The organism is Nocardioides pyridinolyticus, assembly GCF_054653575.1.
In genome coordinates this window covers 16370-35799 of record NZ_BAAIFY010000026.1, presented here as the reverse complement: position 1 = coordinate 35799, position 19430 = coordinate 16370, and the positions used below count along the sequence as shown (strand labels likewise).

At 72.0% G+C, this 19430-nt stretch carries 19 protein-coding genes and 1 riboswitch; of the genes, 5 read left to right on the top strand and 14 right to left on the bottom strand.

The genetic code is table 11. The features are described 5' to 3' along the window. Positions 1-9: 9 nt before the first annotated feature. The 3 genes from ACYQ0U_RS18700 (at position 10) to ACYQ0U_RS18690 (ending at position 3346) form a co-directional block, all read left to right on the top strand. Entirely contained in the window at positions 10-1533 is a 1524-nt protein-coding gene (locus tag ACYQ0U_RS18700) for a TldD/PmbA family protein (RefSeq protein WP_459975391.1), read from the top strand. Further along, positions 1533-2906: a metallopeptidase TldD-related protein gene (locus tag ACYQ0U_RS18695; RefSeq protein WP_459975390.1), complete on the top strand. Its 1374-nt coding sequence runs from the start codon at positions 1533-1535 to the stop codon at positions 2904-2906. Before ACYQ0U_RS18700 ends, ACYQ0U_RS18695 begins: the two co-directional genes overlap by 1 nt. A gap of 83 nt (positions 2907-2989) precedes the next feature. Further along, positions 2990-3346 (top strand): hypothetical protein, encoded by a 357-nt coding sequence (locus tag ACYQ0U_RS18690; RefSeq protein ID WP_459975389.1) that lies wholly within the window; start codon positions 2990-2992, stop codon positions 3344-3346. Here the strand turns inward: ACYQ0U_RS18690 and ACYQ0U_RS18685 are convergent. From ACYQ0U_RS18685 to ACYQ0U_RS18625, 13 genes are all read right to left on the bottom strand, one after another. Further along, positions 3343-4671, bottom strand: a complete 1329-nt coding sequence (locus tag ACYQ0U_RS18685) for a serine hydrolase domain-containing protein (RefSeq protein WP_459975388.1) — start codon at positions 4669-4671, stop codon at positions 3343-3345. The two genes, ACYQ0U_RS18690 and ACYQ0U_RS18685, sit on opposite strands and share 4 nt — an antisense overlap. A 7-nt stretch (positions 4672-4678) precedes the next feature. Continuing rightward, a complete protein-coding gene (gene gcvP / locus ACYQ0U_RS18680) occupies positions 4679-7561 on the bottom strand; it encodes an aminomethyl-transferring glycine dehydrogenase (protein ID WP_459975387.1) in 2883 nt (960 codons plus the stop codon). Positions 7562-7640: 79 nt separating this feature from the next. Further along, positions 7641-7752, bottom strand: a riboswitch (glycine riboswitch). Between the two features lie 27 nt (positions 7753-7779). After that, positions 7780-8319, bottom strand: a complete 540-nt coding sequence (locus tag ACYQ0U_RS18675; RefSeq protein ID WP_459975416.1) for a MerR family transcriptional regulator — start codon at positions 8317-8319, stop codon at positions 7780-7782. A 317-nt stretch (positions 8320-8636) separates the two neighbouring features. Further along, positions 8637-9104, bottom strand: a complete 468-nt coding sequence (locus ACYQ0U_RS18670; protein ID WP_459975386.1) for a bifunctional nuclease family protein — start codon at positions 9102-9104, stop codon at positions 8637-8639. Between the two features lie 135 nt (positions 9105-9239). Further along, positions 9240-9980, bottom strand: a complete 741-nt coding sequence (gene ftsR, locus ACYQ0U_RS18665) for a transcriptional regulator FtsR (RefSeq protein WP_459975385.1) — start codon at positions 9978-9980, stop codon at positions 9240-9242. After that, a complete protein-coding gene (locus ACYQ0U_RS18660) occupies positions 9980-10501 on the bottom strand; it encodes a zinc-ribbon and FHA domain-containing protein (RefSeq protein ID WP_459975384.1) in 522 nt (173 codons plus the stop codon). The genes ftsR and ACYQ0U_RS18660 overlap by 1 nt, the downstream gene beginning before the upstream one ends. Positions 10502-10656: 155 nt before the next feature. Further along, entirely contained in the window at positions 10657-11037 is a 381-nt protein-coding gene (gcvH, locus tag ACYQ0U_RS18655; RefSeq protein WP_459975383.1) for a glycine cleavage system protein GcvH, read from the bottom strand. A gap of 39 nt (positions 11038-11076) precedes the next feature. After that, a complete protein-coding gene (locus ACYQ0U_RS18650; RefSeq protein WP_459975382.1) occupies positions 11077-11859 on the bottom strand; it encodes a DUF881 domain-containing protein in 783 nt (260 codons plus the stop codon). Then, positions 11852-12184 carry a small basic family protein gene (locus ACYQ0U_RS18645; RefSeq protein ID WP_459975381.1) on the bottom strand — a complete coding sequence of 111 codons (333 nt, stop codon included), beginning with the start codon at positions 12182-12184 and terminating at the stop codon, positions 11852-11854. Before ACYQ0U_RS18645 ends, ACYQ0U_RS18650 begins: the two co-directional genes overlap by 8 nt. After that, a complete protein-coding gene (locus tag ACYQ0U_RS18640; protein WP_459975380.1) occupies positions 12181-13047 on the bottom strand; it encodes a DUF881 domain-containing protein in 867 nt (288 codons plus the stop codon). Before ACYQ0U_RS18640 ends, ACYQ0U_RS18645 begins: the two co-directional genes overlap by 4 nt. After that, positions 13040-13660 carry a cardiolipin synthase ClsA gene (clsA, locus tag ACYQ0U_RS18635; RefSeq protein WP_459975379.1) on the bottom strand — a complete coding sequence of 207 codons (621 nt, stop codon included), beginning with the start codon at positions 13658-13660 and terminating at the stop codon, positions 13040-13042. Before clsA ends, ACYQ0U_RS18640 begins: the two co-directional genes overlap by 8 nt. 116 nt (positions 13661-13776) lie before the next feature. Continuing rightward, positions 13777-14823 carry a hemolysin family protein gene (locus ACYQ0U_RS18630; protein ID WP_459975378.1) on the bottom strand — a complete coding sequence of 349 codons (1047 nt, stop codon included), beginning with the start codon at positions 14821-14823 and terminating at the stop codon, positions 13777-13779. A 67-nt stretch (positions 14824-14890) separates the two neighbouring features. After that, the gene (locus ACYQ0U_RS18625) at positions 14891-16255 is read right to left on the bottom strand and encodes a hemolysin family protein (protein WP_459975377.1); all 1365 of its coding nucleotides are present in this window, start codon (positions 16253-16255) and stop codon (positions 14891-14893) included. 231 nt (positions 16256-16486) lie between these two features. Between ACYQ0U_RS18625 and ACYQ0U_RS18620 the strand changes: the two genes are divergently transcribed. Further along, on the top strand, positions 16487-17929 hold the full coding sequence (locus ACYQ0U_RS18620; RefSeq protein WP_459975376.1) for a DUF1800 domain-containing protein: 1443 nt from the start codon (positions 16487-16489) through the stop codon (positions 17927-17929). 5 nt (positions 17930-17934) lie between these two features. Then, positions 17935-19191 carry a DUF1501 domain-containing protein gene (locus ACYQ0U_RS18615; protein WP_459975375.1) on the top strand — a complete coding sequence of 419 codons (1257 nt, stop codon included), beginning with the start codon at positions 17935-17937 and terminating at the stop codon, positions 19189-19191. Here ACYQ0U_RS18615 and ACYQ0U_RS18610 read toward each other — a convergent pair. Beyond that, the gene (locus ACYQ0U_RS18610) at positions 19188-19334 is read right to left on the bottom strand and encodes a hypothetical protein (RefSeq protein WP_459975374.1); all 147 of its coding nucleotides are present in this window, start codon (positions 19332-19334) and stop codon (positions 19188-19190) included. The genes ACYQ0U_RS18615 and ACYQ0U_RS18610 overlap by 4 nt on opposite strands. Between the last annotated feature and the right edge of the window lie 96 nt (positions 19335-19430).

Below are 19430 nucleotides of genomic sequence, written 5' to 3'. Positions count from 1 at the left end.
GTTCGCGCCATGAGTGGCCCGGTCCTCGACCCGTCCTTCACCGCACTCCCCCACCGCACTCTCGGCGACGCCGCCCTGTCCCGCGCCGGGGAGCTCGGTGCGAGCCACGCGGACTTCCGCTTCGAGCGGGTGCGCTACCAGAGCCTGGTCGCCCGCGACGGCGTCCTGCAGAGCGCCAGTGACAGCGAGGACCTCGGCTTCGCCGTGCGCGTCATCCACGGCGGCGCCTGGGGGTTCGCGTCCGGCGTCGTGCTGACGCCCGAGGAGGCGGTCCGGGTCGCCGAGACCGCGGTCGCGGTCGCGCGGGTGGCGGCGGAGATGACCGCCACGCCCGTCGAGATCGCACCCGAGCCGGTGTACGACGACGTGGAGTGGGTCTCGTCCTACCGCCTGGACCCCTTCGAGGTCCCGGTGCCCGAGAAGGCGGCGCTGCTCGTCGACTGGACCGACCGGCTGCGCAGGGGCGCCGCGGTCGACCACGCGTCGGCGCACCTGCTCCAGGTGCACGAGGTCAAGTACTACGCCGACCTGGCCGGCACCCGCACCACCCAGCAGCGCGTCCGGGTGCACCCCGGGTTCGAGGCGATGGGCACCGGCGCGGACGCGTTCGACTCGATGGCGAGCATCGCGCCGCCGGTCGGTCGCGGCTGGGAGTACCTCACCGGCTCCGGCGACGAGGCGTGGGACTGGGACGACGAGATCGAGCAGGTCCCCGAGCTGCTCGCGGAGAAGCTGAAGGCGCCGAGCGTCGAGGCCGGCACCTACGACCTGGTCATCCACCCCTCCAATCTCTGGCTGACCATCCACGAGTCGATCGGCCACGCGACCGAGCTCGACCGGGCGCTCGGCTACGAGGCCAACTACGCCGGCACGTCGTTCGCCACCCCGGACCTGCTCGGCAACCTCCAGTACGGCTCCCCGGTCATGAATGTCACCGGCGACCGCACCGTCGAGCACGGGCTCGCCACGATCGGGTACGACGACGAGGGCGTCGCCACGCAGAGCTGGGACATCGTCCGGGACGGGCTGTTCGTCGGCTACCAGCTCGACCGGGCGATGGGGCTGATGCACCCCGAGCTGAACGACGGCCGCTCCAACGGCTGCGCCTACGCCGACTCCCCCGGCCACATCCCGATCCAACGGATGGCCAACGTCTCGCTCCAGCCGGCGCCGGACGGGCCCTCGACCGATGAGCTGATCGGCCGGGTCGAACGCGGGCTCTACGTCGTCGGCGACAAGTCGTGGTCGATCGACATGCAGCGCTTCAACTTCCAGTTCACCGGCCAGCGGTTCTACCGGATCACCGACGGCGAGCTGGTCGGCCAGGTCCGCGACGCGGCGTACCAGGCGACCACCACGGACTTCTGGAACTCGATGGAGGCCGTCGGCGGGCCGGACACCTGGCTGCTCGGCGGCGCCTTCAACTGCGGCAAGGCCCAGCCCGGGCAGGTCGCCTCGGTCAGCCACGGCTGCCCCACCTCGCTGTTCCGCGACGTCCGCATCCTCAACACCACCGAGGAGGGTGGCCACTGATGAGCTCCCCCCAGGACTTCGTCGAGCACGGCCTCGCGACCTCGGCAGCCGACGACTGCATGGTGATCGTCCGCGCCCGGACCAGCGCGAACCTGCGGTGGGCCAACAACACGCTCACCACCAACGGCGTGATGAGCGGCAGCGACGTCACCGTCATCTCGTTCGTCGGCAGCGCCACCGCCTCGGTCAGCGGGAGCGTCACGAGCACGGCCGGCGTGACCGCGCTCGTCGACGCCGCGGATGCGGCGGCGCGTGCGGCCGCGCCCGCCGAGGACGCCAACGAGCTGGTCCGTGACCGGGTCTCCGTCGACTGGGACGCCGCGCCGGTCCCGACCGACATCCACGTGTACGACGACGTCGCCCCCGCTCTGGGCGGCGCGTTCGGCCGCGCCCGCTCGGCCGGCCGCATCCTGTACGGCTTCGTGAACCACGAGGTCACCACGACGTACCTCGGCTCGTCGACCGGACTGCGCCTGCGGCACGTGCAGCCCACCGGGCACGTCGGCTGCACCGGCAAGACCAGCGACCTGCGCAGCAGCGCCTGGGTGGGCGCCGCGACCCGCGACTTCGCCGACGTCGACCCCCTGGCCATCGACGACGAGCTCGCGAGGCGGCTCGCCTGGGCCGAGCGCAAGGTCGACCTCCCGGCCGGCCGCTACGACACGATCCTGCCGCCGACGGCCGTGGCCGACCTGATGATCGACGCCTACTGGTACGCCGGCGCGCGCGTCGCCTTCGAGGGCCAGTCGGTCTACAGCCAGCGTGGTGGGGGCACCCGGATCGGACAGCGCCTGGCCGGCGAGGGCGTCCACCTCTTCTCCGACCCGGCCGCGCCCGGGTTGGAGTGCCTGCCGTTCGTGGTCACCGCGAGCTCGAGCAACGAGGCGTCGGTCTTCGACAACGGCCTCGCGCTCGAGCGCACGGACTGGATCCGCGACGGTGAGCTCACCGCGCTGATCCAGACGCGACACTCCGCCGCGATGACCGGGCAGCCGCTGACGCCGGCCGTCGACAACCTGCTGCTGTCGGTCGACGGGGCCACCGGCTCGATCGAGGATCTGGTCGCCGGCACCGACCGCGGCCTGCTGCTGACCTGTCTCTGGTACATCCGCGAGGTCGACCCGCAGACCCTGCTGCTGACCGGCCTGACCCGCGACGGCGTCTACCTCGTGGAGGACGGCGAGATCACCGGTGCGGTCAACAACTTCCGGTTCAACGAGAGCCCGGTCGACCTCCTGAACCGCTTCACGCACGCCTCGGCGAGCGCTCCGGCGTTCAGCCGGGAGTGGGGTGACGACTACTTCTCCCGGACGCAGATGCCGGCGCTCCGAGTGCCCGACTTCAACATGTCCAGCGTGTCGCAGGCTCAGTAGTCGCGCGGGCCACCGTCCGCGCCACCGGCGACCGATCGCTGCGTTCGCCCTCGGCCACCGCGCGACAGGGCTACCGTGATCGCGTGCGCGCCGCCCTGCTCGCCGTGGCCATTGCTCTCGCGGCGATCGTCAGCGCGCCCGCGCAGGCGGTCCCCCGGCAGGACGCCGCCCCCGCGGAGCGGATCGAGCTCCGCGACGTCCAGCCGGTCCGGGTCTCCAAGACCTCCGACCGCGGCGAGCTGCAGGTGACGAACCCCAACGACCACTGGGTGAGGTTCATCTGGGGCACCTTCCGCCGGGCCAAGCCCGACGGCCGCAAGCGGGTCGAGGCGTCCGAGACCGTCACGATCCGCGTGCACCGGCACCGGATCGACTGGATCGCGCTGCTCGACGGCTACCAGCTCGCCGGCCAGGGCTCCGTGCGGGACATCCGGCTCTAGGCTCCCGGGATCGGCGCCCCGGGGTCGTAGGGCACCCGCGTGTAGATGAACGTCGCGACGTCGAGGTGGCTGATCGAGCCGTCCTCGCGGCGGACGACGTGCAGCTCCTCACCGGCGTGGTAGCCGGATGCGCCGAGCACCCGGCCGTCCGCGCCGACCCGGAACCGGTAGGACTCCGTGCCGTTGCGGCGGGCCACCAGGTCGGTGCCCTCCATGGCGAACACGAAGGGCGTGTTGCCCCAGTGCCACACGCCCGGGACACCGGCCAGCGGGGCCGGCACGCCCGCGGACGGCAGCCACGGGCCCTCGAGCGTCGGCTCGCTCCGCTCGAGCTCCTCGAGCAGCTCGGTCACGATCGCCGCCGGTGAGTAGCCGGTGGTCGCGTTGGCGAGGACGGCGCCGCCGGTCCGCCGCTTGCGGTCCACCAGGACCGTGGCGAGGAAGCCGGGCATCGAGCCCGTGTGACCGGACAGCGTGCCCGAGCCGCCGCGGAGGATCTGGAAGCCGAGGCCGTGCGCTCCGGCGAGCCCGTCCTCGGGGGTACCCGACTGCGGCCCGTAGGCCCGGTCCAGCTCCTCGACCGCCAGCACGTCCGGATGGCCCTGCCCGAGGAAGGAGGCGTACGTCGCCAGGTCGCTGATCGTCGACCACACCTGGCCCGCCGGCGCCATCGCGCCGGTGTCGGTGGAGGGCTCGGGGAAGAGCGTGCCGTCGTAGGGGTGGACGGACTGGCCCTGCGCGGCCGCGCCCTCGGGGAGGTACGACGTGCGGGTCATGCCCAGCGGGACCAGCACCCGCTCCCGGACGGCCTCCCACCAGGTCGTGCCGAGCAGCCGGGCCGCCACCTCGCCGAGGAGGGCGTAGCCGAGATTGGAGTAGTGGAACCGCTCCGCCGCGCCGAAGACCGCACCGGAGCCGTCGTTGGCCGCCACCAGCGCGTCGAAGGACAGGCCGGCGGACCGCTCCCACCAGGAGCCGACCGGTTCGGACTGCATCCCCGAGGAGTGCGCGAGCAGCTGGCGCAGCGACCGGTCGGCGTAGCCGACGTCGCCCAGCACCACCGACGCGGGGTCGTCGAGGCCGATCCGGCCGTCGCGCACCAGCTGGAGGACGAGCACCGCGGTCATGGTCTTGGTGATCGACCCGATGCGGTACTGCACGTCCAACGCGTCGTGGCCCGGCACGGCCGGCGAGCCGTAGGAGCCGAACCAGGCCGGTGCGCCGTCGCGGACCAGCCCGGCGACGACCGACGGCAGCCGGCCCGTCGTCTGGGCATGGGCGAGCCGCGCGAGCAGCCGGTGGGAGGTGTGGTCGGTGACGGTCACGCCGACATCATTCCGCGAATGCCTCCAGGGGCGGGCACGCGCAGACGAGGTTGCGGTCGCCGTACGCCTGGTCGATCCGCGCCACCGGCGGCCAGTACTTGTCGGGGTCGATGCCGGTCGGGAACACCGCCAGCTGGCGGTCGTAGGCCCGGTCCCAGTCGCCGACGAGGGCGCGGGCCGTGTGCGGGGCCCCGCGCAGCGGCGACTCCTCCGGGGTCCACTCCCCCGCCGCGACCCGGTCGATCTCGCCCTTGATCGCGATCATCGCCTCGACGAACCGGTCGATCTCGGCGAGGTCCTCGGACTCGGTCGGCTCGACCATGAGCGTGCCCGCGACCGGGAACGACATCGTCGGCGCGTGGAAGCCGTAGTCCACCAGCCGCTTCGCGACGTCGTCGACGGTCACGCCGGTGTCCTTGGTGATCCCGCGCAGGTCCAGGATGCACTCGTGGGCCACCAGGCCGCCGTGGCCGCGGTAGAGCACCGGGTAGTGCTCGCCGAGCCGGGTGGCGATGTAGTTGGCCGACAGGACCGCCACCGCGGTGGCCCGGGTCAGGCCCGCGGCTCCCATCAGCCGGATGTAGGCCCACGAGATCGGCAGGATGCCCGCGGAGCCGTACGGCGCCGCGCTGATCGGGCCGATGCCTTCCCGCTTCCCGGCCTCGGGGTGCAGCGCGTGCGAGGGCAGGTACGGCGCCAGGTGGGCGCGCACCGCGACCGGTCCGACGCCCGGTCCTCCGCCACCGTGCGGGATGCAGAAGGTCTTGTGCAGGTTGAGGTGGGAGACGTCGCCGCCGAACTCGCCGGGCCGGGCGTAGCCCAGCAGGGCGTTGAGGTTGGCACCGTCGACGTACACCTGGCCGCCGTGCGCATGGACGATCTCGCACAGCTCGGTGATGGTGTCCTCGTAGGCGCCGTGCGTCGAGGGGTAGGTCACCATGATCGCCGCGAGGTCGTCGGCGTGGGCCTCGCACTGCGCGCGCAGGTCGTCGAGGTCGACCTCGCCGCCCTCGCCGGACTTCACGACCACGACCCTCATGCCGGCCATCACCGCGGACGCCGCGTTCGTGCCGTGCGCCGAGGACGGGATCAGGCAGACGTCACGCTCCCCCTGGCCGTTGGCACGGTGGTAGCCACGGATCGCCAGCAGGCCCGCGAGCTCGCCCTGCGAGCCGGCGTTCGGCTGGATCGAGACGCGGTCGTAGCCGGTCACCTCGGCCAGCCAGGCCTCGAGCTCGGCGACCAGCTGGCGGTAGCCGGCGGCGTCCTCCGCCGGCGCGAACGGGTGCAGGTCCGCGAAGCCGGGCAGCGAGATCGGCTCCATCTCGGTGGTGGCGTTGAGCTTCATCGTGCAGGAGCCCAGCGGGATCATCCCGCGGTCGAGCGCGTAGTCGCGGGCCGAGAGCGTGCGCAGGTAGCGCAGCATCTGGGTCTCGCTGTGGTGGGTCGAGAACACCTCGTGAGTGAGGTACGGCGTGGTCCGGAGCAGCGCCTCCGGGAGCGCGTCGGACGTGGCCGCGTCGACGGCGTCGAGGTCGACGCTCGAGACGCCGAACGCCTTGAGCACGCTGGAGATCGTCGAGCGGGTGGTCAGCTCCGAGGTGCTGATGCCCACGTGCTCGGCGTCGACCAGCCGCAGCTGGATGCCGTAGGACCGGGCCGCGGTGACGACGTCGGCCGCGGCGGCGACCTGCACGGTCAGCGTGTCGAAGAAGTCGCGGTGCCGCGCCGGGAAGCCGGCGTCGGCCAGCGCGGTGGCCAGGACGGCGGCGTACCGGTGGGTGCGGGTCGCGATCGACCGCAGGCCCTCGGGGCCGTGGTAGACGGCGTACATCGACGCGACCACGGCCAGCAGGACCTGCGCGGTGCAGATGTTGGAGGTCGCCTTGTCGCGGCGGATGTGCTGCTCCCGGGTCTGGAGGGCGAGGCGGTACGCCGGGCGCCCCTCGGCGTCGACGGAGACGCCGACGAGCCGTCCGGGAAGGTGGCGCTCGAGGCCGGCGCCGACGGCCATGTAGCCCGCGTGCGGGCCGCCGTAGAACAGCGGGACGCCGAAGCGCTGGCTGGAGCCGATCGCCACGTCGGCGCCGAGCGCGCCGGGCGACTCGAGCAGGGTGAGGGCGAGGAGGTCCGCGGCGACCACCGCGAGCGCGTTGCGCTCGTGCGCCTGCTCGATGACCCGCCGCGGGTCGAGCACGCGGCCGGAGGCGCCGGGGTACTGCACCAGCACGCCGCACAGCTCACCGTCGGGCAGGCCGTCGCTCAGGTCGGCGACGACGACCTCGATGCCCATCCCCTCGGCGCGGGTGCGGATCACGTCGATGGTCTGCGGCTGCGCGTCGGCGTCGACGACGAACGGACCCGAGGCCTTGCCCGCCTTGGATCTGGGGAGCGCACGACGCACGAGGGTCATCGCCTCGGCGGCCGCGGTGCCCTCGTCGAGCAGCGACGCGTTCGCGGTGGGCAGCCCGGTGAGGTCACCGACCACGGTCTGGAAGTTGAGCAGCGCCTCGAGGCGGCCCTGGGAGATCTCCGGCTGGTACGGCGTGTAGGCGGTGTACCAGCTCGGGTCCTCGAGCACGTTGCGGCGGATCACCGGCGGGGTGATCGTGCCGTGGTAGCCGAGCCCGATCATCGCCTCGCCGGGGCGGTTCTGCGCCGCCAGGTGCCGCAGCTCGCGGGCGGTGGCCTCCTCGCTCAGCGCGGTCGGGAGGTCCAGCGACTCCGGCGTACGGATGCCGCCGGGGACGGCCGCGTCCATCAGCGCCTCCAGCGACCCGAACCCGAGGCGCTCCAGCATCGTGGCGACGTCGGCGTCGCGTAGCCCGATGTGGCGCTCGAGGAACGGCAGCGCGCCGTCCAGATCGGTCAGGGTGGGGTGGTCGGCCATGTGCGGGGGCTCCTCGGGGTCGACTGTCGTCGTTCGGGTGCCTCCCCCTCTGTCAGCGCGCTCACACCTTCAGAGTTGCCTGACCCGCACGGTCCGGGCGCCTGAGAGGTTCCGGGGAGGAATTGCCCCTTCGGCGCTCCGCGAGACCCGGAAACGACTGAGCCCCGCGAAGACTCTCCCGTGCGGGATCGTCAGCGGGGCTCAGTTTAGCCGAGCGGTCAGCTGATCTTGCGCGCGCGGCGCGCGGCGAGCTCGTCGCCGGGGGCCGGCGCCTCGTCCGCGTCGGCGGTGCGCTCGCTGGGCAGCTCGGCGAGCGTGCCCTCGATCTCCTGCCAGACGCCGCCGATGGCGATGCCGAAGACCCCCTGGCCGCCCTGGAGCAGGTCGATGATCTCGTCGTTGCTGGTGCACTCGTAGACCGAGACGCCGTCGCTCATCAGCGTGACGCGGGTCAGGTCGTCGGTGCCGCGCTCGCGCAGGTGCTGGACCGCCGTCCGGATCTGCTGCAGCGAGATGCCGGCGTCGAGGAGGCGCTTGACGACCTTGAGCAGCAGGATGTCCTGGAAGGAGTACAGCCGCTGCGAGCCCGAGCCCTTCGCGCCGCGCACGGTCGGCTCGATCAGGCCGGTGCGGGCCCAGTAGTCCAGCTGGCGGTAGGTGATGCCGGCGGCGTTGCACGCGGTCGGGCCGCGGTAGCCGGTGTCGCTGGGCAGCGGGGAGACGTCGTCGGTGAAGAGCAGTCCCTGCTCCTCAGCCACTGCGGTCGCCTCCGCGACCTCGGCGTTCTCGGTGTGCTGCTCGTTCTCGTTCACGCGGTCCTCCGACGGCTATCCGTTGTGCGTAACACCGGGGAAGTAGTTACAACGGAGGACTTCACGGTAGAACCCGCGAGGAACACCGTCAAAGACGCGCCCGGCGTGTCGTAACCCTCTACCTCTACTTGAGGGTGAGTGTTCAGGCATCGGCGAGCGTGCCGCTGGTGCGTACCTGACAAGGCGGAGGAGCGAAGGCGGCCTTGGAGCGGAGCGGGCCGTCGAGCGACGACAACGCCGCCAGGTGCGTGCCAGCGGTGTGCTCAGTGAGCGTCGAAGTCTTCGGGGGTGACCTGGTCGAGGAACTCGCGGAACTTCTCGACCTCGTCCTCCTGCTCGGCGGGTACGGCGAGACCGGCCTCGTCGAGCACCTCCTCGGCGCAGACGATCCGGGTGCCGGTCCGCAGCGCCAGCGCGATCGAGTCCGACGGCCGGGCGGAGACCTCGGCGCCGGAGCCGAAGACGAGGAGCGCGAAGAACACGCCGTCCTTGACGTCGGTGATCCGCACCTCGGTCAGCTCGTTGCCGGTCGCGTCGAGCACGTCCTTCATCAGGTCGTGCGTCAACGGCCGCGGCGGCACCACGCCCTGCTGGGCGAACGCGATGGCGGTCGCCTCGACAGCACCGATCCAGATCGGGAGGTACCGCTCCCCCGCGACCTCGCGCAGCAGCACGATCGGCTGGTTCGAGGGCATCTCGACCCTGACTCCCATGACATCGACTTCGCGCACGTCCCCACAGTACCCCCGTCCCGAGAGCGCACGAGGTCACTGGGTTCTCGGCCTCTTCGCGCGGTTCTCGGCCACTGCAAAGGCCGACAACCGCGTCGATACCCGGCTGACCGGGTATCGCCACGACGGAGCCGCTCAGCTCGACCGCAACCCGACCTTCACCAGCGTCGCGTGGAGCCGCACGGAGAGGGCGGCGATCTCGGCGACGGTCTCCTCGGCCCGGGCCTTCGCGGCGGTGTCGCGGCCGGCCTTCTGAGGGGCGACGACCTGCTCGACCAGGCCCACCTCGCGGTCGGCGGCGGTCTTGAACGCGCGGAGGTGGCGCGGCTCGAAGCCGAAGTCGGCGAGCTCGCGGGCGGTCCGGGCGAGGACGAGGGCGTCGGTGTCGTAGTGGCCCGTGCGCGACGGCGTGATCAGGCCGAAGGACTCCAGCTCGACGAGCAGCTCCTCGGTGATCTCCGCGATCTTGACCAGCTCGCGGCGCGAGAGGCGGAGGTGGTCGCGGCGGTTGAACGACGCGGCGCTGGGCAGGCCGTCGGCGGCGAGCGCGACCTTCGGGACGGTCGGGACGACCGGGTCGATCGGCGGCGGCTCGAGGCCCCGGTCGATGGCGTCGAGGTGCTCGCCGATCACGCGCAGCGGCAGGTAGTGGTCGCGCTGCATCCGCAGGACGTAGCGCAGCCGGTCCACGTCGGCGTGGGAGAACTTCCGGTAGCCGGCGGCGGTGCGCTCGGGCTTGATCAGCCCCTTGTCCTCGAGGAAGCGGATCTTCGGGATCGTGATGCCCGGGAAGTCCGGACGCAGCTGGTCCAGGACCTCCCCGATGTTCATCCGCGCCCGGCCGGCGGCGGAGGAACCCGAGGCAGTCGAGGTCATCAGCGCGCGTGCCCCGAGAAGAACACCAGCCGGTACTTCCCGATCTGCACCTCGTCACCGTCGGTGAGCTGCACCCGGTCGATGCGGTCCCGGTTGACGTAGGTGCCGTTGAGGCTGCCGACATCGGTGACGGTGAAGGTGTCGCCGTCCCGGTTGAAGTCCGCGTGCCGGCGGGAGACCGTCACGTCGTCGAGGAAGATCTCGCTGTCGGGGTGGCGGCCCGCGGTGACCACGTCGGCGTCCAGGAGGAAGCGGCTGCCCGAGCCGGGCCCGCGCTGCACGACGAGCAGGGCGTGGCCCACCGGGAGCGCGTCGACGGCCGCGGCGTCGACCGCGTTGAGCTGGCGGTCGGAGGTCTCGACCTTGTCACCGGCGCCGATCGAGATCGTCGCGGTCGACTCGTCGACGCCGCCGCCGCTCACCGGGGGGACGGCGTCGGGCGTGACCAGCCGGGTCCCGCACTGCGCGCAGAAGCGCGCGTCGTCGGGGTTCTGCTTGCCACACGCTGTGCAGAACGGCATCGGTCGGTCCTTCCGGGTCAGCCAGAACTTTCGAGCAGAACCCTCAAGTCCGGGCTGAGGTTGACGGTTGGACCGAACCTATCAGCCCGGGCAGATCGTTCAAGGCAGGATCGGGACAGATCGCTGATGGGTCGGCTGACGGGTCGGCTGACGGGTCAGAGCGTCGCCTGGTACGCCGCCGCGTCCATCAGCCCGTCCACCGCGCCGGCGTCCGAGGGCACGACCTCGAAGAGCCAGCCACCGCCGTACGGGTCGTTGTTGACGAGCTCGGGCGTCGCGTCGAGGGCGTCGTTGCGGGCCACGACCTTGCCGGAGACCGGCGCGTAGACGTCGCTCACGGACTTGGTCGACTCGAGCTCGCCGCAGGTGCCGCCGGCCTCGACGTCCTCCCCCACCTCGGGGAGGGAGACGTAGACGATGTCGCCGAGCGCGTCCTGCGCGTAGTGCGTGATGCCGATCCGCACCGAGCCGTCGGCCTCGCCGGGCTGGCGCACCCACTCGTGCTCGGACGTGTACTTCAGCTCGTCGGGGTACATCGCGGGACTCCTCGGATGGGCGGGGCGTGCAGGGTGACGTTACTGCGGGGGCGCGGGCTCGGCGTACCCGGCCCGCTTCGGCTCGACGACGCTCTCGATGTCGATGGACGCGAGCTCGTCGACGGTCACCGAGGCACCGTCGCCCTCGAACAGGTCGCGCGGGCCCGAGGGGAAGTCGATGCCGGAGTCGGCGAGCGTGTGCGGGTCGCCGATGGCGTCGATGACGTACGGCGGGCTGACCAGCCGTCCCCCGATCATCAGCCCGCCCGCGGCGTCCTCGACGGCGGTGTCGGCGACCACGCGCACCTCGCCGTTGACCTGGATCGCCTCGGCGCCGGCGGTGCGGAGCTCCTGGATCGTGTCGACCATGCTCTGCACCGAGACCGCTCCGGTCTCCTCGGTGACGGTGACCCGGATGCCCGGGCCGGTGACCGGGACCAGCCCGGCGAGGATGGCCAGGTTCGCGGCCTGCTGCTGGGCCTGGGCGAGCGCGGCCTCGCGGGCACCGGTGTCGTTGAGCAGGTCGTCGCGGGTGCGCTGGAGCCGGGCGATCTCGGACTCGGCGCGCTGGGTGGTGCCGGCCAGGCTGCTGAGCACGTCGATGAGGTCCTGCTCGCGCAGGCCCGCGTAGCTGTTGTCGACCTGGGTGAAGCGGACCTGGGTGACCGCGGCGTACCCGAGCAGCGCGAGCAGCACCGCGACCACGATCTGGCCGCGGCTCGGACGCAGCAGCGCACCCCGGAGGCGGTCCCGCCCCGTGGTCGGCTGCTGGGTCAGCGGCTGGGGCGGCTGCTGGGTCGGCTGCTCGAGCTCGTCAGGCATGGAAGAGGTGCCTCCGGATGGCGGCGACGTTGGAGAAGATCCGGATCCCCAGGACGACGATGACGCCGGTCGAGAGCTGCCCACCGACGCCGAGCTTGTCGCCGAGGTAGACGATGCTCGCGGCGATCACGACGTTGCTGACGAACGACACCACGAAGACCTTGTCGTCGAAGATGCCGTCCAGGTAGGCCCGCAGGCCGCCGAAGACCGCGTCGAGCGCGGCCACGACGGCGATGGGCAGGTAGGGCTCCAGGCCGAGCGGGACGTCCGGCTGGAACACCACGCCCAGCACGACGCCGACCAGCAGCCCGAGCGCGGCGATCACTGCGGCGCCTCCCTCATCTGGTTCTTCTCCTCGCTGCGGTTCTCGGCCGCCGTGCCCTCCTGGGCCGACCGCAGCCGGGCCATCCGCGGCGGCGCCGCGGTCAGGGTGAGCTCGTCGACATTGTCCATGGTCCAGGGGAAGCCGAAGTTCTCGACGATCGACCGGAACTGCAGCCCGCTCGTGGTCTGCATCAGGTCGGCCTGCAGGGTGTCGGTGTCGCCGATGGCGAGCACGGTGTACGGCGGCGACAGGTTGCGGTTGTTGCCGGTGATGCGGACCGCGGAGCCCGACTGGCTGATGCCGGAGCGCGCCGTGATCCTGGCCCCGTTGATCGAGATGGCCTCGGCGCCGGCGTTCCAGAGACCGTCGACCAGCCGTCGCAGGTCGCGGGCGCGCACGGGCTCACCGTTCTCGGCGTCGTCCACGACGACGCGGACGCCGGGTCCGGTGACCGCGGCGAAGCCGGTGTTGACCGCCATCCGCTGGACCCGTGTCTCGACGGCGAGCTGCTCGTCGGCGATCGCGTCGGCGTCGGTCTGGAGGCGGATGTTCTGCCCCCGGAGGCGGTCGATCTGCCGCTGGTACTCGGCGAGCTCGGTGCGGCCCTCGTCGATCTGCGCGATCAGGGTGGCGCGGCTGGCGCTCTTCACGTCGGCACCCGCGGAGGTCTGCACGGCCGCGACCGCAACCAGCAGACCGAACGCCGCCACGACGACCGCCGCCACGCGGTGCGGCCGGCGCCTGCCGTCGGGGTCGGGCGGCTTGCGGTCGGCGACGTGCTGGTAGTCCTCGTCCATGGACTGCTGGGTGATCAGCGTCAGCAGGGGCGTGCTGACCCGGTCCGGGACCCCGGTGTCAGGCATCACCCACCGGCTCCCCGCGCCGGCGCCGGCGCTCGGTCGTCCTGAGCAGCGTGCGGACCTGCCAGGCGTAGAGGAGGCCGGCCCACCAGTAGAGACCGATGCCCCAGATCGCGAACGCCCAGCCGAACACGTTGGCGAGCGTCGCGACGGTGCCGTCGCCGTCACCGAGGAGCAGCAGCGGGAAGGCGTAGAGCAGGTTGAAGGTCGCCGCCTTGCCGAGGAAGTGCACGGGCAGCGCGCTGTAGCCGCGGGTGCGCAGTAGAGGCACCAGCCCCCACAGCAGCAGGTCGCGCAGCGGCAGCGAGAGGGCGACCCACCACGGGATCACGTCACGCAGGGCGAGGGCGACGACCACGGCCAGGATGTAGAGGCGGTCGGCCACCGGGTCGAGGATCTGCCCGACCGCGGAGGTCTGGCCCAGCCGACGGGCGAGGTAGCCGTCGAGGAAGTCGGTGACGCCCGAGACCATCAGCAGCGCGAGCGCCCAGCCGTCGGCCTCCGGGCCGAGCACCAGCCAGAGGAAGACGGGTACTCCCGCCAGCCGGAGCAGGCTGAGCAGGTTGGGCACCGTCCACACGCGCCCCGCACCACTGCGCGTCGAGTCGTCCGCCACTGCCAGCCTGTCTGTCTGTCTCCTCGGAGTCTGCCGCAGTCACCTTAAGGCACCGCTCCCGATCAGAATGCGCCTGCTACGCGGCCCGATCAGGAGCCGCGCCGTCCGCGCAGGAGTCAGAGCGCGTCCTCGTGGTGCGCGGCGTCGCGGATCTCTCCGACGAGCTCCTCGATCACGTCCTCCAGCGTGGCCAGGCCGAGCGTGCGTCCCTCGGCGTCGACGACCCGCGCCATGTGGGCACCACGGCGCTGGAGGGTCTCGAGGGCGTCGTGGAGCAGGTCGTCGGCCCGGACCGGCGCGAACGGCCGGATCCACTTGTCGTCGACCGGCCGCTCGCGGCGCGTCTCGTCGGTCTCGAGCACGTCCTTGATGTGCAGGTAGCCGAGCAGCTCGTCGCCGTCGACAACCGGGAACCGGCTGTACCCCGTCGCGGCGCACAGCGCCTCGACCGCGGCCGCCGTCGTCCCCCGCTCGACCGTCGCCAGCGACGACGGCTGCATGAGCACCGCGGCCACCGACTTCTCGGTGAAGCCGAGCGCACCGGCGAGCCGGTCGTACTCGTCGGCCTCGAGCAGGCCCTCGCCGCGCGACTGCTCGACGAGCGCCGCCACCTCCTCACGGGTGTACGTCGAGCTGACCTCGTCCTTGGGCTCGACCCGGAGCAGTCGCAGCACGCCGTTGGCGATCGCGTTGAGCGCGACGATCAGCGGGCGCAGCACGGTGACGATCGCGAGCAGCAGCGGGCCCAGCACGATCGCCGAGCGCTCCGGCCCGGCGAGCGCGATGTTCTTCGGCACCATCTCGCCGAGCACGACGTGCAGGAAGACCACGATGGCCAGCGCGATCATGAACGCGATCGGGTGCAGCAGGCCGTGCGGCACGCGCAGGGCGTCGAGCAGGGGCTCGATCAGGTGGGCGACGGCGGGCTCGCCGACCGCACCGAGGCCGAGCGAGCAGATCGTGATGCCGAGCTGGGCGCCCGCCATCATCAGCGAGACGTTCTCCATGGCATGCAGGGTCGTGCGCGCCATGCGGGACCCCGCCTGGGCGGCGGGCTCGATCTGGCTCCGCCGGGCGGAGACCAGGGCGAACTCCGCGCCGACGAAGAAGGCGTTGAACGCCAGCAGCACGACGGCGATCAGGACCGCGGTGAAGTCGCTCATCGGGGTCCCCTCGAGGTTGTCGGCCGGAGGAGCGGAGCGGGGGAGGTCGAGAACCTCGTGGGGTGGTTCATCGCGCCTCCTCCTGGTCCTCGTCGCTCGTGCCCTCGAGCACGCGGAGGCTGAGCCGGTCGATGCGCAGGCCGTCCATCCGCTCCACGGTCAGCACGGCGAGCCGCTCGCGCGGCTCCTCCGGGTCGCTGCGGTCGGGTACGGCGACCTCGGCGAGGTCACCGACCTCGGGCACCCGGCCCAGCACGCGCAGCACGAGGCCGGCGATCGTGTCGTAGTCCTCGTTCTCCGGGAGCTCGACACCGGTGAGGTCCTCGACCTCGTCGGGCCGGAGCAGGCCGGAGAGCGACCATGTGCCGTCGCGCAGCTGGCGCGCGTTGGCGCTGAGCCGGTCGTGCTCGTCGGCGATGTCGCCGACGATCTCCTCGACGACGTCCTCGAGCGTGACGATGCCGGCGAACCCGCCGTACTCGTCCATGACGACGGCGAGCTGGAAGCTCTCGTCGCGCAGCTGGGCGAGCAGCGGGTCGAGCCGTAGCGAGTCGGGGACGACGATCGGCTTGGCCACGAGGTGCTTGACCTTGGTGGTCGCGCGCTCCCCGACGGGCAGGGCGACGGCGTTCTTCACGTGGACCGTGCCGACGACGTTCTCGTCGGCGTCGAGCACCGGGAACCGGGAGTGGCCGGTCTCCTTGGCCCGCTCGAGCACGGTAATCGCGCGGTCGTTGGCGTCGAGGCTGGTCGTCCGCACGCGCGGCGTCATGATCTCGCCGGCCGTGCGGGTGCCGAACTCCACCGACCGCTCCATCAGCTCGGCGGTCTCGACGTCGAGCGTGCCCAGGTCGGCCGAGCGCTGGATCAGGGACGCCAGCTCGGTGGAGCTGCGCGCGGAGCGGAGCTCCTCCTGCGGCTCGACGCCGAGGCGCCGGACGATCGCGTTGGCCGCGCCGTTCAGCACGCGGATCGGGCCGCGGTTGATCGAGGTGAAGCCGCGCTGGAAGCGCTGGGTCGCCTTGGCTGTCGCCATCGGCCGGGCGATGGCGAGGTTCTTGGGCACCAGCTCACCGAAGATCATGGTGAGCACGGTGCTCAGCACGAGGGCGATCGTGATCGCGATCGGTGACACCGCCCCGTCCGGGACGCCGAGCTCGCCGAGCGGGTCGCGGAGCAGCTCCGCGATCGCCGGCTCGGCCAGGAAGCCGATCGCCAGGTTGGTGAGCGTGATGCCCACCTGGGCGCCGGAGAGCTGGGTCGACAGGCTGCGCAGCGCGGTCTGCACGCCGGCGGCGCCGGCGTCACCCGCCGCGGCGGCCTGCTCGACCTGGTTGCGGTCGACGGTGACGAACGAGAACTCGGCCGCGACGAACAGGCCGCAGGCGAGGATCAGGAGGAGGGCTGCGGCGAGCAGCCACCACTCGGTCATCGGTGCTCTCCTCGCGCGCTAGAGGGGCGGGAGAGCCGGGGACTTTGAGAGCCGTCCATGGGCGGAGCGTCGAGTCCTCACGTATCGGTGTCGGGCGGTCGCGAGCACTCTACCGAAGCCTCCCGGACCGGTACACATGCGCGAAGTTGCCGCGGCCGGCGCCCGGCTCACTTACGCTGTGCGTGCCCGCGGGACGTCCGCGGGACAGCTGCGAAGACTCGGGAGCCCTCGATGACCCGGTTGCTGCCCGCCACGGCGCGCCACCTCGTCGGCCGTTTCTCCTACGGCCTGACACCGGAGCTGGCTGCGGAAGTCCGCAACGCGGGCGGCGCCCAGCAGTGGTTCGAGCAGCAGCTCCAGCCCGGGCGGATCAGCGACCCGAGGGCCGACGAGCTGCGCCGCTGGTGGCCGAGCCTGTCCCGCGACTGCACCGAGCTCTGGCACCGCCAACGCGACGACGTCGAAGGCGGCTGGGAGGTCATGGAGCAGTATCAGAGCTGGCTCCTGCTGCGCCGGATGCGCACCCGCCGTCAGGTGCTCGAGATGGTGACCGAGCTGTGGGAGAACCACTTCAACGTCCCGGTCAACGGCGATGCCCAGTGCTTCTGGCGGACCGACTACGGCGACGTGATCCGCGCCCGCGCGCTCGAGCGCTTCGAGGACCTCCTCCAGGGCGTCATCACCCACCCCGCGATGCTCATCAGCCTCGACAACGTCAGCTCCAGCCGCAACCACCCCAACGAGAACCTCGGCCGCGAGCTCCTCGAGCTGCACACCGTGGGGCGAGGCCAGTACGACGAGGACGACGTCAAGGCCTCGGCCCGGATCCTCACCGGGTGGAGCGTCGACATGTGGGACACCTTCACCGAGGAGTACCGCCCCCGGTGGCACTGGCGCGGCCCGGTGAAGGTGATGGGCTTCGAGCACCCCAACGCGGAGGCCGACGGCCGGGAGGTCACCCGCGCCTACCTGAGCTACCTCGCCCGGCACCCCGCCACCGCCCGCCGCGTGGCCCGCAGGCTCGCCGTGAAGTTCGTCGGCGACGACCCGTCCCCCGCCCTGATCGACCGGCTCACCGCCGTCTACCTGGAGAACGACACCGCCATCCGGCCGGTGCTCCGCGCCCTCGTGCGGTCGACCGAGTTCGCGCGCTCGGCGGGCGCGAAGGTGCGCGACCCGGGCGAGGACCTGGTGGCGACCTACCGCGCCCTCGGGATCCGGGTCAGCCAGCCGGCGCTCGGCGACGCGCGCTACGACTACGCCGCCCAGCAGCTCCTCTGGCAGGCCTCCTCGATCGGCACCGTCCCGTTCGGGTGGCCGCGTCCCGACGGGCAGCCGATCGACAACCAGTCCTGGTCGTCCCCGTCGCGGATGCTGGCCTCGATGAGCGTGCACATGGATCTCGCCGGCACGTGGTGGCCCAAGACCGGCATCCGCTACCGCAAGCCGGAGCAGTGGGTCCCCCGCTTCCCCATCCGCTTCGACCAGCTCGTCGAGCACTTGTCGCAGCAGCTGCTGCACCGTCGGTCGACCCCGCAGCTGCTGCAGGCGTGCTGCGAGGCCGTCGATGTGCAGCCGCGCGAGAGGATCACCCGCGACCACGGGGTCGTGAAGTGGAACATGTACCGCCTGCTCGCGACCTTCCTCGACTCCCCCGCCTTCCTGACCCGGTGAGCCCGATGACGAACACCACTGCCGCCCCCTGCTGCGACGAGTTCGCTCGCATGTCACGCCGCTCGCTGCTCGGCGGCGCGCTGGCGCTGGCCGGCACGACCACCGTCCTGGGCTCGGCTGCCATCACCGCCTCGGCCTCGGCACTCACGCCCGCGCCGTCCGTGCTCGTGGTGCTCTCGCTGCGCGGCGCGGCCGACGGCCTCTCGCTCGTCGTGCCGCACGGCGACCCCGTCTACCACGGCGACAAGGTGCGGCCCGGCATCGCCGTGCCGTCCGACCGGCTGCTGGTCAAGGACGCCATGTTCGGCCTGCACCCGGCGCTCGCGCCGCTCGAGCCGTACTGGGCCTCCGGCACGCTGGCCGCCGTCCACGCCACGGGCCTGCCCGTACCGAACCGCTCGCACTTCTCCGCGATGGAGGAGGTCGAGGACGCCGACCCGGGATCCGACATCCGCAGCGGCTGGCTGAACCGCCTGCTCGGCACCGACGCGACCCGGTCCCCGCTCCAGGGGTTCAACATGAGCGGCGGGGTCGTCCCCACCTCGCTGTTCGGCCCCGAGCCGGTGATGTCGGCGGACAGCGTCGACGGCGTGCGGATCCCGGGCGACGACAAGTGGGATCCCACGAAGGGGCGACGCCGGTCCCTGCACACCCTCTGGGACGACGACCGCGGCCCGCTCGGCACCGCGATGCGCTCGATGTTCGGCGCCCTCGACGGGTTCGCGCCCGTGGCGGAGACCGTCGACAACCGGAAGAGCTACCCGAACAGCGACCTCGGTCGTGCCCTCTCCGAGGTCGCGCGGGTGATCCGCGGCGACGTCGGCGTCGAGGTGATCACCGTCGACCACGGGGACTGGGACATGCACTCCGACCTCGGCAGCGCCGAGCGGGGCTGGTTCGTCGACAACGCCCGCGACCTGGCACGGTCGCTCGCCGCGTTCCTGGGCGACCTCGGCGAGCACGCGTCGAAGGTCACCGTCGTCACGATCAGCGAGTTCGGCCGCCGGGTCGTCGAGAACGACAGCAACGGCCTCGACCACGGCTACGGCAACGTGATGTTCGTGGCCGGCGCCGGCGTCAAGGGCGGCCGCTACTACGGCAGGTGGACGCCGCTCACCACCGACGCCGACAGCGACGTGCTCGTCACCACCGACTACCGCAGCGTGCTCGCCGAGATCGCCACCACGCGCTTCGGCGCCTCCACCGCGGCTGTCTTCCCGCGCTTCCAGCCCGAGTCCGTCGGCGTCATGACGTCCCTCTAGTCCGAGCTGACCGGCCGGATCACGGTCTCCTCCCGGCTCAGCTCGTCGAAGGCGTCCTGGACGTCGCTCAACTGCACGAGCGTGCAGAGCGCGGCGACGGCCAGCACCGCACAGAGTGCGGCGGCGTGCAGGATGTCTCGCATCGAAGTTCCCCCCAGAGCTCCGTCCGTTGCGCGACCCAGCATTCCACGCCGGCGCCGCGAAACCCCGCAAGAGTCCCTCAAGGATCCGCCGGCGCG